Origin of the sequence: Streptomyces minutiscleroticus (genome assembly GCF_014650875.1) — a bacterium.
Classification (GTDB): Bacteria; Actinomycetota; Actinomycetes; order Streptomycetales; family Streptomycetaceae; genus Streptomyces; species Streptomyces minutiscleroticus.
Genome location: NZ_BMVU01000013.1, coordinates 1 through 12,386, shown reverse-complemented (window position 1 = coordinate 12,386; position 12,386 = coordinate 1). Strand labels below are relative to the sequence as shown.

Below are 12,386 nucleotides of genomic sequence, written 5' to 3'. Positions count from 1 at the left end.
GGAGGAGGCTTCGGATCACTTGCGGCCGGGGGTCCAGTTCATGCCCCAGCCGTAGGCGTGGTCGACCGTCCGCTGGGGGCTGACGCCCCGCTCGGGCACCAGGTAGCGGGCCTCCCGCCGGACGACGAGGTCGCCGCCGGTGTTGGTGATGAGGGCGAGGGCGCACACCGTGGACGGCACGGTGCACTCGTCGAGCGAGAACTCCACCGGCGCCCCGTGCAGCGGCTGGAGGGTCACCGTGGCATGCAGGTCCGCGAAGGACCGCGCCCCTTCGTAGATCGTCACGAAGACGAGGATGCGCCGGAAGTCCTGCCGGTGGTCGAGGTTGACGGTGAGGTTCTCGCCGCTCGACACGGCGCCGGTGCGGTCGTCGCCGTCGAGGTGGATGAACGGCGGCCGGTGCAGCGAGCCGAAGGCGTTGCCCAGCGCCTGGACGACGCCCTTGCTGCCGTCGGCGAGCTCGTACAGGGCGCACAGGTCCAGGTCGAGGTCGGCGTGGGTCGCCACGGCCCGGCCCAGCTTGGCCGCCCAGCCGGAGAACTGCTTGCGCACCTGCCAGTTGAGGTTCACCCTCATCGTCCCGGACGTGCCGCCCTGCTTGGTGAGCGAGACCGAGGGCGTCTCCTTGGTGAGCGTGACCTTGGTCAGGCGCACCGGCTGCGGCGGGGCGGACGGAGGGGGCGGCGGGGCCGCGGGCGGTGCGGCGGTGACCGGAGGGGCCGCCGGCGCGGCGGGGGCGGGCGGCGCCGCGCGCTGCGGCTCGTCGACCGTGATCCCGTAGTCGGTGGCGAGCCCTTCGAGACCGGTGCCGTACCCCTGCCCGACGGCGCGGAACTTCCAGCCGCCCTGGCGGCGGTACAGCTCGCCCAGGACGAAGGCCGTCTCGACGCTCGCGCCGGTGCTGTCGAACCGCGCGACCTCCCTGCCGTCCCGCGCCTCCAGCACCCGTACGCAGAGGCCGGGGACCTGCCCGAAGGAGCCGCCGTCGGCGGATGCGGCCACGACCACCGTCTCGATCCCCGGCTCCACCTTCGGCAGGTCGACGAGGAGGGTGTCCGTCACCTGCCCTCCCGCGTTCCGCTTGCCCTCGTGGCGCACCGCGCCGGACGCGTGCGCGGGCTGGTTGTAGAAGACGAAGTCCCCGTCGGAGCGGACCTTCCCGGAGGCCAGCAGCAGGGCCGAGGCGTCCGCGTCGGGGACGCCGGGACCCGATCGCCAGCCCAGTTCCACGCGGAGCGCGGTGGTCGGCACCGCAACGTTCGATCCCTTGGACATCGACATGGTCGCCCCCTCTGTGTCTCCGCCGTGTGCGCACGCCGGGCTCCGGCGCGTTCCGCCGCTCCTCTCACAACCTATTCCCCGGGTGTCCCCGGGGCTCGCGGACGCACCCGCCGCTTCCTCGGCCGACCGCCGGTAACCCCCGTGGAACGAGCTCTTTACCTTATAAAAGCGACTTTCGCTGCCCTTTTTTGCCGAGTTCGCTCGTATTGAGGGCTCCGCGTCACGGCCGACACGGAAAACAACCCTCTTATCGGTCTCCCCAACCAGCACATCGTGGGCTTAACTTATGTGCCATGACCTCCCCCCGCTCCACCTATGGCGGCGGCTACTACTCCGCGACGCCTTTCCCGGACACCCCGATCTACGACTCCCTCGTCGCCGAGCGCGGCACCCCGCAGATCGCCCCGATCCGGGTGCCCTCCGCCTACGACACGGGCGGCAACCTGCCCGCGCTGCCCTCGGCCCTGCCCGCCCTGCCGGCCCCCTCCCCGCAGGTCCCGCAGCAGCCCCAGCAGCCCGCGTACGGCTACCCGCAGGCTCCGCAGCCCGCACCGCTGCAGCAGGCCCCCGCGCCGTACATCCCGCAGCAGGCCACCGGACCGCGCGGCTACCCAGGCGCCCAGCCGCAGCCGCCCCGTCCGGCGGCGGGCAACACGGGCTACGAGGCGATGCGCCCCGCGGCCCCGCGCCCGGCCCCGGCCCAGTACCAGGACCCGTACGCGAACGGGCAGCAGTACCGGGGGTACTGATCGAACGGTTCCGCACCGGGGTCCCGCAGCCCGCTGGCAGGATGGCCCCATGACGGAACCTGTGCTGCGCTCGATACACGTGTATCCCCTGAAGGCCGCCCGGGGGCACGACCCCCGCGAGGCCGTGGTGGAGCCCTGGGGACTCGCGGGTGACCGGCGCTGGGTGCTGATCGACGAGTCGGACAAGGTCGTCACGCAGCGCCCGTACCCGAGCCTGGCCCTGACCGCCGCCGAGCTGCTGCCCGACGGCGGTCTCCGGCTGTCCGCGCCCGGCCGTGAACCCCTCACCGTGCCCGTTCCGGAGCCGGGGGCCACGACGACGGTGGAGATCTGGCAGGACACGGTGGAGGGGGTCGCCGCCGACGCCGCCGCGCACGCCTGGTGCAGCGAGTGGCTCGGCACCGGCGTACGCCTCGTGCACCTCGACGACCCGGCCACGCGCCGCCCCGTCGACCCGGCGTACGCGCGCCCCGGGGAGACAGTGAGCTTCGCCGACGGCTATCCGCTGCTGGTCACCACCACCGCCTCGCTGGACGCGCTCAACGCGCTGATCGCACAGGGCGACCACGCGGCGGAGGGCCCCCTGCCCATGAACCGCTTCCGGCCCAGCGTGGTCGTCGGGGGCACCGACGCCTGGGCCGAGGACGACTGGAAGCGCATCGCCGTCGGAGACGTCCTCTTCCGGGTCGCCAAACCGTGCGGCCGCTGCGTCGTCACCACCACCGACCAGGCCACCGGCGCGCGCGGCCGCGAACCGCTGCGCACCCTGGGCCGCCACCGCCGGATCGACGGCGAGCTGGTCTTCGGGCAGAACCTCGTACCGGAGTCCACCGGCACGATCCGCGTCGGCGATCCCGTGAGGATCCTGGACTAGCCGACCGGCCGGAACGGACGGCGCGGACCGGGAACACGGGCGTCGCCCAGGGGCGTTGGAGTGCGTGAGAAGTTCATGAGAAGCGGGCGGGGTGATCTCCCTCTCTCGGTCCGATGCGCGCGTGAACGGCTCCGCGGGGGTCATGACGAAGGCGGAAGGGGGTGCGGGACGGTGCGTGCGATCGGCGGACTCCGGCGCTGGCGGCACAACCCGCTGCGCCGCACGACCGATCTGGTCGAGGCCTGGCTGGCGCTGGCGGCCCTGCTGCTGGTCCTGGTCGCGGCCCCCTTGGCCGGCGTCCTGGCCGGCACGGCCGCCCAGGGTGCCCTGCAGCAGTCCGTGCGCGAGCAGCGCGAGGCCCGCCAGCAGGTGCGCGCGACCGTCGTCCGAGCGGTGAGCGCCGCCCCTCTGGACCCCGACCCGGAGACCGCCTCCGCGCGGGACGCGCAGAGTCGCGCGCTCGCCGACTGGACCGCGCCCGACGGCACGGCCCGGCGCGGCACGGTGCCCGTCGGCCTCAAGTCGCCGCAGCCGGGCGACCGGTTCACGCTGTGGACGGACCGGCAGGGCCGTCCCGTCGCCCGGCCGCTGGACTCCGCCACCGCCACGACGCACGCGGTGCTGGCCGGGGTCGGTGCGGCCGCGCTCTGCGCCGGGCTCGTGGAGGCCTCGCGGCGCCTGGTGCTGTGGCGCATGGTCCGCCGCCGGTACGCGCGCTGGGACCAGGCGTGGTCGCAGGCCGGACCGGACTGGGGCAGGACCGGCACCGGCAGCTGACCGCCGGTCCACTCAGGTCAACTCGCCGCCTCCGCGCACGCTACGGTGGACCGGCCGAACCATTCGGCATCTCAGCGGAACCCGCGTACGACGAGGTGGGGGCACAGCAGCGCCATGGCACAGGGCACGGTCCAGGTGACGCACACCGGCACGTCGCGGTGGCGGCGCCGCACGGGAGAGTACGCATCGCTCGCCGCCGCCCTGGAGGCCGCGAGCGACGGTGACGTGCTCACCGTCGCTCCCGGTACCTACCGGGAGAACCTGGTGCTGCGGCGGGCGGTGACCCTGCGCGGCCCGGAGGGCTCCGCCGGGTCCGTGCGCATCGCGCCGCCGGACGGGGTGCCGCTGACCGTGCGCGCCTCCGCGGTGGTCCAGGACCTGCACGTGGAGGGCCAGGACGCGGCGGCGCCCGCGCTCCTCGTCGAGGAGGGCACGCCGGAACTGACGGGCCTGCGGATCGTCACCCGCTCCGCGGCCGGCATCGAGGTGCGCGGCGGCGCCCGCCCCACCGTGCGGCGCTGCACGGTCGACAACCCCGCGGGCCTCGGCATCGCCGTGCTCGACGGCGGGGGCGGGGTGTTCGAGGACTGCGAGGTCGTCGCGGCCGGCCAGTCCGGCGTCGCGGTCCGCGGCGGCGCCCATCCGCGGCTGGAGCGCTGCCGGGTCCACCACACCTCGGGCGCGGGCCTGTCGGCGACCGGCGAGCACTCCGCGCTCGAGGCGGTCGGCTGCGAGGTGTACGAGGTCAGAGGCAGCGGGGTCCAGGTCACCGGCCGGGCCACCGCCCACCTCACCGACTGCGACGTGCACCGCACCACCGCCGACGGCGTCACGCTCGACACGGACGCCGTGCTCACGCTGGCGGACTGCCGCATCCACGACATCCCGGAGAACGCGGTCGACCTGCGGTCGCGCTCTGTGCTGACGATGACCCGCTCCACGGTGCGGCAGTTCGGGCGCAACGGCCTGTCGGTGTGGGACCCGGGCACCCGCGTGGACGCCAACCAGTGCGAGATCCACGACAGTACGGGCGACTACCCCGCGGTGTGGGTGAGCGACGGCGCCACGGCGGTCCTGGAGGCGTGCCGGGTGCACGACGTGCCGGACGCGCTGTTCGTCCTGGACCGCGGTTCGCGCGCGGACGTCGTCGACAGCGACGTCTGGCAGGTGCGCAACACGGCGGTGTCGGTGAGCGACGGCGCCACCGCGCAGCTGGACGACTGCCGGATCAGGGACGCCGCGACGGGCGCCTGGTTCCGCGACCACGGCAGCGGCGGCACGCTCGCCAACTGCACGGTGGAGGGCGCCCAGACGGGCGTGATCGTCACCAAGGGCGCCGACCCGCGCATCGAGCGCTGCACGGTCGGCTCCCCCGCGGAGGCGGGCTTCTACGTGTCGGCGGGCGGTCGCGGCACCTTCGAGGGCTGCCGGGTCACGGGCAGCGGCGGCTACGGCTTCCACGTCATCGACGGCTGCCGCACGACGCTGCGCAAGTGCCGTACGGAGCGGTGCGCGCGCGGCGGCTACGAGTTCGCGGACGCGGGCGCCGAGGGCTCGGGCGACGGGCCGGTGGTCGAGGACTGCACCAGCGACGAGAGCGGCGCCGCGGCGCGTCCGGCCGTCCGGGAGACCGCCGTGCAGACGGCGGCCCCGGCGCAGGGCCTGCTGGGCGCGGTCCCCGCCCGGCGCGCCGCCGAGCCCGCGGCTGCGGCCGCCGTCCCGGAGCCGGAGCCCGAGCCGTCCGCGCGCACCTCGCAGGAGGTCCTGGGCGAACTGGACGCGCTCGTGGGCCTGGACAGCGTCAAGCGCGAGGTCCGCGCCCTCACCGACATGATCGAGGTGGGCCGCAGGCGGCAGCGGGCCGGCCTCAAGGCCGCCTCCGTCCGGCGCCATCTGGTCTTCACCGGCTCCCCCGGCACCGGCAAGACGACGGTCGCCCGCCTCTACGGCGAGATCCTCGCCTCGCTCGGCGTGCTGGAGAAGGGCCACCTGGTCGAGGTCTCCCGCGTGGACCTGGTCGGCGAGCACATCGGCTCCACGGCCATCCGCACCCAGGAGGCCTTCGACCGGGCGCGCGGCGGCGTGCTGTTCATCGACGAGGCGTACGCGCTCTCCCCGGAGGACTCCGGGCGCGACTTCGGCCGCGAGGCCATCGACACGCTCGTGAAGCTCATGGAGGACCACCGGGAGGCGGTCGTGGTGATCGTCGCGGGCTACACCGCCGAGATGGAGCGCTTCCTGACCGTCAACCCCGGTGTGGCGTCCCGGTTCTCACGCACCATCACCTTCGGCGACTACGTCCCCGAGGAGCTGCTGCGGATCGTGGAGCAGCAGGCCGAGGAGCAGGAGTACCGGCTCGCGGACGGCACGGGCGAGGCGCTGGTCAAGTACTTCGACGCCCTCCCGAAGGGCCCGGCGTTCGGCAACGGCCGCACCGCGCGGCAGACCTTCGAGGCGATGGTCGAGCGGCACGCGGGCCGGGTCGCCCAGCTCCCCGAGCCGACCACCGACGACCTGACCCTGCTCTACCCCGAGGACCTGCCGACGCTGTCCTGAGCCCGCCGCTACGGCGCGGGGGGCGCGGCGGGCGCGTGCCCGTCGTGCGGGTCCGCGGCGTCCGGGCCCGGGTCCGTGGCGCGCTGGCCCGGCACGTCCGGCCGCAGCCGGGCCAGCAGCCGCTCCCGCTCCTCGGCGAAGGCCGGGTCGGCCCGGTAGTCGGAGTGGCCGAGGATCGGGGCGGGCAGCGGGTGCTCCTGCGTCCGGCCGTACGCGAGGGGGTCCTTGAGCGCGCCGCGGTCGACCCGCGGCGCGCAGTCCCCGGGGAGCCCGACGGGGCCGCCGATGGGGTCGGTCTCCCGGTACAGGTTGCGCCAGCAGTCGATCTCCTCGTGCAGGGAGGCGAGGGCGGCCCGGCCGAAGTGGGCCGGGAACCAGCGCCCGTACAGCCGCTCCAGCGGTGAGCCGTAGGTCAGCAGCGCGACCCGGCGGCGCACCGGCGGGGGGAGCTGCCAGGCCGCCGCGGCGGCGAGGACGCTGCCCTGCGAGTGCCCGGACAGCACGAGGCGGCCGCCGGTGGCACGGGTCCAGGTGGCCATGCGCCAGGTGAGGTCGGGCACGGCGCGCTCGGCGTAGCAGGGCGGCGCGAAGGGGTGCGCGGCGCGCGGCCAGAACGTCCCCACGTCCCACAGGATCCCTATGGTGCGCCGGGCCGAGGGGTCGCGGTAGGCGCGGCGGCCCCAGGTCACGAAGAGCAGGAAGCCGAACCCGATCAGCCAGGAGCCGATCGCCTGCGAGGTCTCGACGGCGCCCGCCACGAACCCGTGCGTGCCGCCCGCGGCGTCGGCGGGCTCGTCGCCGGAGACGGACGCGCCGACGAGGGCGACGGCGCCCAGCAGCAGCGTCACGGCGGAGACGACGCCGATGATGAGGGGCGCCAGGTCGGTGAGCGTGGCCATCGCCCGCACCCCGGCGATCCGGCGGGTGCGCCTGGCGTCCTTGGGCTCGCCCGGGTACTCCCGCTCCACCGCGGCCGTCTCCGCGGCCCGCAGCCGCACGGTGCGGCGCACCAGCCAGCCGCACAGCACGAGCACCACGGCCAGCAGCGGCGGGATCATCGACGCCTGCCAGGTGAGGAGCACGGGCGGGCCGTCGAGGGTGCCGCCGGTGCCGTCCAGCCAGTCGGCCACGCGCTGCGCCACGCCGCCGGACATCACGCCGCCCAGCGCGCAGGCCAGCATCGCCACGGCGGGCCCGGCCAGGCCGCGCAGCGCGGCCCGCCGGTCGGGGCGGCGGCGGTGCAGCAGGTGCGCCACGGCGGCGAGCGCGACGACGAGCAGGCCCTGGACGAGCACGAGGGCGCCGAACGTCGCGTCGCCGGGCAGCCGGCCGTGCGAGGTCCAGTCCGGCCGCGGCCAGCCCGCGTACACGACCGCCAGGCCGAGCAGGGCGAGGGCGCCGCCCGGCAGCACGCGCACGAGGGTCTCGTCGAGCTGGTCGTCGAGGCGGTTCTCGCTGCGGCCGCGCCGGCAGACCACCCACAGCACCACGAGCGCGCCCGTCACCAGCGCGGCGTCGAACGCCCAGGCCAGCGTCCCCAGGACCGCGGGCCCGCCGGGGCGGCGGTCCTCGCGCACGGCCGCGGAGCCGACGGCCGCGGCGACGGTGAGGAACCCGGCGGCGGTGTGCGCGGCGCGCAGCCGGGCCACCAGGCGGCGGCCGTACCAGAAGCCGGGGCGGGCGAGCCCGGTCGGGCCGGGCTCCTCCTCGGGCTCGGAGCGCCGGGTCAGCGGCTGCTGCGACTCGTAGTCGTTCCAGGTGCGGTGGGACAGGTACCACAGCAGGCCGGTGAGCGCGGCGGGCACCAGCGCGGCGAGGGCCAGGCGGCGGCCGGGCGGGCTCCACCAGCCGTCGGAGAGGAAGCGCAGCCAGGTGTGGTCCTCGGTGCACGCGCGCGTGCCCGCGCACTGCCACGCGGCCAGGTCGAGGGCGACCTCGCAGGCGGCGGCCACCAGCAGCACGGTGAGCGTGAGGCCGACGAGGCGGACGAGGAGGCCGTAGAGGCGCACGGTGCGCGTCCCCCGGCGGGCGTCGGGGCGCATCCAGTGCGCGAGGTTGACCACCATGAACGGCAGGAGCAGCAGCCACAGGGCGCGCGAGGCGTTGCCCGAGGTGAGGTTGCACCACACGTACGCCTCGGGCACGGGCCTGCCGCGGTGGTCCCCGGGGCGCGACTCGGCGTCGGCGTCGTCGGCGCGCCGGTACACGGCGGCGGTCTCGTCGCCGGTGATCCGCACGGTGCGCGGGTCGTCCAGCATCTCCTGGGGCGTGGTGCCGCCGACGCCGTGGACGAGGAGCTCCAGCGCTGTTCCGGCCGCCTCGGGGCCGGGGCCGGGTCTGGCGGGCCGCTCCGCGGCGGCCGTCTCGTCCTCGATACGTTCCACTGTTCCGCTTCCCCCGTGGTGCCCTGGATCCATGGGGCGGGCGAACCCGCGCACGCACAGGATCTCCGCTGCGCGCGACGCCCACACCTGTGGTCACGGAATCTCCCCGTTCCGTGCGATCGGGCCGCGACCGGGGTGGCAGCGTGGCGTGTACGCGTCGGTACGGGCAGTGGCGCGGCGTCCGCGGGCCCGTGCGAGGATGAGACGTCCTCCGACCCGGAGAACGGGCGGAACGTCCTCGTGGGAGGGGTTCGCAAGGAGTGTCGGACGTGCTGGGGCGAACGGACGGGAGCGCGCGTGAGTGAGAACCAGAACCTTCTCGCGGAGCAGCGCCGTGCCCTGATCCTCGACGAGGTGCGGCGGCGTGGCGGGGTCCGCGTCAACGAGCTCACCCGGAGACTGGGCGTCTCCGACATGACGGTCCGCCGCGACCTCGACGCGCTGGCCCGGCAGGGCGTGGTGGAGAAGGTGCACGGCGGCGCGGTCCCGGTGGTCGAGGCGAGCACGCACGAGCCGGGGTTCGAGGCCAAGTCCGGCCTGGAGCCCACCGCCAAGGAGGACATCGCGCGGGCCGCCGCGGCGCTGGTCGCGCCGGGCTCGGCGATCGCGCTCTCGGGCGGCACCACGACGTACGCGCTGGCCCACCGGCTCCTCGACGTGCCCGACCTGACCGTGGTCACCAACTCGGTGCGGGTGGCGGACGTCTTCCATGCGGCGCAGCGCACCACGGGGCAGCGGCAGGGCGCGGCGACGGTCGTGCTGACCGGCGGGGTGCGCACCCCCTCCGACTCGCTGGTGGGACCGGTCGCCGACCAGGCGATCGGGGCGCTCCACTTCGACGTGCTGTTCCTCGGCGTGCACGGCATATCGGTGGAGGCGGGCCTGTCGACGCCCAACCTGGCGGAGGCGGAGACCAACCGGCGCCTGGTGCAGTCGGCCCGGCGGGTCGTCGTGGTCGCCGACCACACCAAGTGGGGCACGGTGGGCCTGAGTTCGTTCGCCACGCTGGAGCAGGTGGACACGCTGGTGACGGACACCGGGCTGTCGGCGCAGGCGCGCGCGGAGGTCTGCGAGCACCTGGACAGCCTCGTGGTGGCGGGCGAGCCGGAGGACGACACGGGCGGCTGACGGCGGCCCGTCCGGCCCGGTGCGGTCGGTGCGGTCCGGTCAGTCCGGCCACACCCCGGTCGCCAGCAGCGAGGTGATCGCCGCCCGGTAGGGCGCGATGTCCAGTCCCTGCGCGGCGAGCCAGTCGTCCGAGTAGTACTTGTCGAGATAGCGGTCCCCGGGGTCGCACAGCAGGGTGACGACGCTCCCGGTGCGCCCGGCCGCCACCATCTCGGAGACGATCTTCAGGGCGCTCCACAGACCGGTGCCGGTGGAGCCCCCGGCTCTGCGGCCGATGGCCTCCTCCAGCGCGCGCACGGCGGCCACGCTCGCCGCGTCGGGGACCTTCATCATCCGGTCGACGGCGCCCGGGACGAAGCTGGGCTCCATGCGCGGCCGGCCGATCCCCTCGATGCGCGAGCCGCGGTCGGTGGTGACTCCCGCGTCGCCGGTGGTCCAGCCCTCGAAGAAACAGGAGTTCTCCGGGTCGGCGACGCAGACGCGGGTGTCGTACTGCATGTAGTGCACGTAGCGCGCGATGGTGGCCGAGGTGCCGCCGGTGCCGGCCGTGGCGACGATCCACGCCGGCTCCGGGTAGCGCTCCAGCTCCATCTGCCGGTAGACCGACTCGGCGATGTTGTTGTTGCCCCGCCAGTCGGTGGCGCGCTCCGCGTAGGTGAACTGGTCCATGTAGTGGCCGCCGGTCTCGGCCGCGAGGGCCGCCGAGGCCTCGTACATCCGGCGCGGGTCGTCGACGAAGTGGCAGCGGCCGCCGTGGAACTCGATCAGACGGCACTTCTCGGCGCTGGTCGTGCGGGGCATGACGGCGATGAAGGGGACGCCGATCAGCTTGGCGAAGTAGGCCTCGGAGACGGCCGTCGAACCGCTGGACGCCTCGATGACCGGGCGGTCCGGGCGGATCCAGCCGTTGCACAGGCCGTACAGGAAGAGCGAGCGTGCCAGACGGTGCTTGAGACTGCCGGTGGGGTGGGTCGACTCGTCCTTGAGGTACAGGTCGATGCCCCAGGTCTCGGGCAGGGGGAAGCGCAGGAGGTGGGTGTCGGCCGAGCGGTTGGCGTCCGCCTGGACCTTGCGCACGGCCTCTTTGAGCCACTTCCGGTACGCCGCGTCGGAGCGGTCGACGTCCAGCGTGGCCATCGGCTCGTCCGTGCGGATGTGCTGGGGGACGGTCACCGCGAGGGCTCCTTCGGGTCGCGCCGCCGCCGGTGCGCGCGGTCGTACACCTCGATCATAGACACCCTGGACACGCTTCTCACCTGCATAAACGTCTCTTTGGGCACCTCAAAGGCGAGGCTGGAAAGCGCCCGGTCGTGCGACGGGGGAGCGCGTCGGCGCGCCTGCTCCCGGCCGTCGGCGGCGCCCTCTCCCGGCCGCTGGCGCGACGGCGCCGTGCGCACTGGTGCTCGACGCCGACCGCGTGCAGACTGCCCCGCAACGGGACGACGGTTCCGCAGGGGGACGCACACTCGATCACGACCAGCGGACAGTCGGGAAGCGCACTGGGGGCGGAGCGATCATGGCGGAGCCGGAGTTCACGGCCACGGGCGTGCGGATCGGAAAGAGGCTGCGTTCGCTCACCCGGGCCGGACAGGTCCGGATCAGCGACGGCCGGCTGCAGCTGCTCACCAGCTACGGCAGCGAGATCGACAGCGCGCCGGTGCGGGCGGTGCGGGCCTCGAAGCCCTGGTTCGCCCCCGGCGGCCGGGCCGCGGCCGATCTCAACGGCACCCGCTACCTGCTCACCCTGGGCGACCACGACCCCGCGCCCGGGGAAGCCGGGCCGCCCGCGGCCCGCCGCTTCATAGAGGCGGTGCGCCGGGCCGCGGGGCGCCCCGCCTGACCACGCCGCGAGTTGCGGGACCACACCCCCTGAGTCACGCTGGTCTCACGTCACTCTGGGTTTACCGGCGATAACGCTGCGAACCAGCCCGCCGGCCACAGCAGCGGGCGGCCGTCGTACGCGAGGGCGCCCGCTGGATCCGTACTCGTCTTCTTCCGGACCTCAATTCGGGGAGTCGCAGCCGTGATCAGCCAGCAAAGCAGGCACTGCACGGTGGAGCTCCAAGCCCTGCCGTCGCGGATCGGACAGGTCCGCAGAATCGTTTCAGCGCAATTGCGCTACTGGCAATTGGATCCGTTGATCGACCGGGCCGCGCTCGGTGTCACCGAGCTCCTGACCAACGTCCACGAGCACGCCCGGCCCGACAAGTCGTGCACGGTGCAGATCGAGTTGCTGCTCGACCGGCTCACCGTCTCGGTGCGCGACAACGACCCGCGCCTGCCCGAAGTGGCGGACACGGACCTCTTCGCCACCGGCGGACGCGGCCTCGCCATGGTCGCCGCCGTGGCCGAGAGCTGGGGCGCGCGCCCGGACGGCGTGTCGGGGAAGGTCGTGTGGTTCACCCTGCCGACCGTCTCCCCGGCCGTGGCCCTGCCGCCCCGCCCGGCGTACGAGACGGTGGCGGAGACCACCGGGCTCGCGTTCACCGAGGTGGAGTGCCCGGCGGACGGGCTCAGGCCCGGACACGCTCCCGCCCGGTCGGCCGTTCCCGGCTGACCGGGCGGTGACCGAGCCCCCCGCGGCCGGGACACGTCCGGCGCGCCGCACAGCGAGGTGTTCGGTGCGCCGGACGTGTC

General features: G+C 74.6%; 10 protein-coding genes. 7 read left to right on the top strand and 3 right to left on the bottom strand.

What is annotated here, in order from left to right:
- Window positions 1-15 precede the first annotated feature (15 nt).
- The gene (locus IE271_RS15510; RefSeq protein WP_190191004.1) at window positions 16-1,275 is read right to left on the bottom strand and encodes a TerD family protein; all 1,260 of its coding nucleotides are present in this window, start codon (window positions 1,273-1,275) and stop codon (window positions 16-18) included.
- Between the two features lie 299 nt (window positions 1,276-1,574).
- Here IE271_RS15510 and IE271_RS15505 point away from each other — a divergent pair, with 299 nt between their 5' ends.
- From IE271_RS15505 to IE271_RS15490, 4 genes are all read left to right on the top strand, one after another.
- Entirely contained in the window at window positions 1,575-2,030 is a 456-nt protein-coding gene (locus IE271_RS15505; protein ID WP_190190887.1) for a DUF6643 family protein, read from the top strand.
- Between the two features lie 49 nt (window positions 2,031-2,079).
- Window positions 2,080-2,904, top strand: a complete 825-nt coding sequence (locus IE271_RS15500; RefSeq protein ID WP_190190886.1) for an MOSC domain-containing protein — start codon at window positions 2,080-2,082, stop codon at window positions 2,902-2,904.
- Window positions 2,905-3,075: 171 nt separating this feature from the next.
- Entirely contained in the window at window positions 3,076-3,681 is a 606-nt protein-coding gene (locus IE271_RS15495) for an Rv1733c family protein (protein WP_190190885.1), read from the top strand.
- A gap of 114 nt (window positions 3,682-3,795) precedes the next feature.
- Entirely contained in the window at window positions 3,796-6,237 is a 2,442-nt protein-coding gene (locus IE271_RS15490; protein ID WP_190190884.1) for a right-handed parallel beta-helix repeat-containing protein, read from the top strand.
- Window positions 6,238-6,245: 8 nt separating this feature from the next.
- On the opposite strand, the gene IE271_RS15485 is transcribed toward IE271_RS15490, so the two are convergent.
- Window positions 6,246-8,495 carry a hypothetical protein gene (locus tag IE271_RS15485; protein ID WP_229919371.1) on the bottom strand — a complete coding sequence of 750 codons (2,250 nt, stop codon included), beginning with the start codon at window positions 8,493-8,495 and terminating at the stop codon, window positions 6,246-6,248.
- A gap of 423 nt (window positions 8,496-8,918) precedes the next feature.
- Between IE271_RS15485 and IE271_RS15480 the strand changes: the two genes are divergently transcribed.
- Window positions 8,919-9,749 (top strand): DeoR/GlpR family DNA-binding transcription regulator, encoded by an 831-nt coding sequence (locus IE271_RS15480; RefSeq protein ID WP_190190883.1) that lies wholly within the window; start codon window positions 8,919-8,921, stop codon window positions 9,747-9,749.
- Between the two features lie 39 nt (window positions 9,750-9,788).
- Here the strand turns inward: IE271_RS15480 and cds1 are convergent, their stop codons facing one another.
- The gene (gene cds1 / locus IE271_RS15475; protein ID WP_190191002.1) at window positions 9,789-10,886 is read right to left on the bottom strand and encodes an L-cysteine desulfhydrase Cds1; all 1,098 of its coding nucleotides are present in this window, start codon (window positions 10,884-10,886) and stop codon (window positions 9,789-9,791) included.
- A gap of 379 nt (window positions 10,887-11,265) precedes the next feature.
- Between cds1 and IE271_RS15470 the strand changes: the two genes are divergently transcribed.
- Both IE271_RS15470 and IE271_RS15465 read left to right on the top strand, forming a co-directional pair.
- Entirely contained in the window at window positions 11,266-11,589 is a 324-nt protein-coding gene (locus IE271_RS15470) for a hypothetical protein (RefSeq protein WP_190190882.1), read from the top strand.
- A 183-nt stretch (window positions 11,590-11,772) separates the two neighbouring features.
- Window positions 11,773-12,306: an ATP-binding protein gene (locus IE271_RS15465; protein ID WP_190190881.1), complete on the top strand. Its 534-nt coding sequence runs from the start codon at window positions 11,773-11,775 to the stop codon at window positions 12,304-12,306.
- Window positions 12,307-12,386 lie beyond the last annotated feature (80 nt).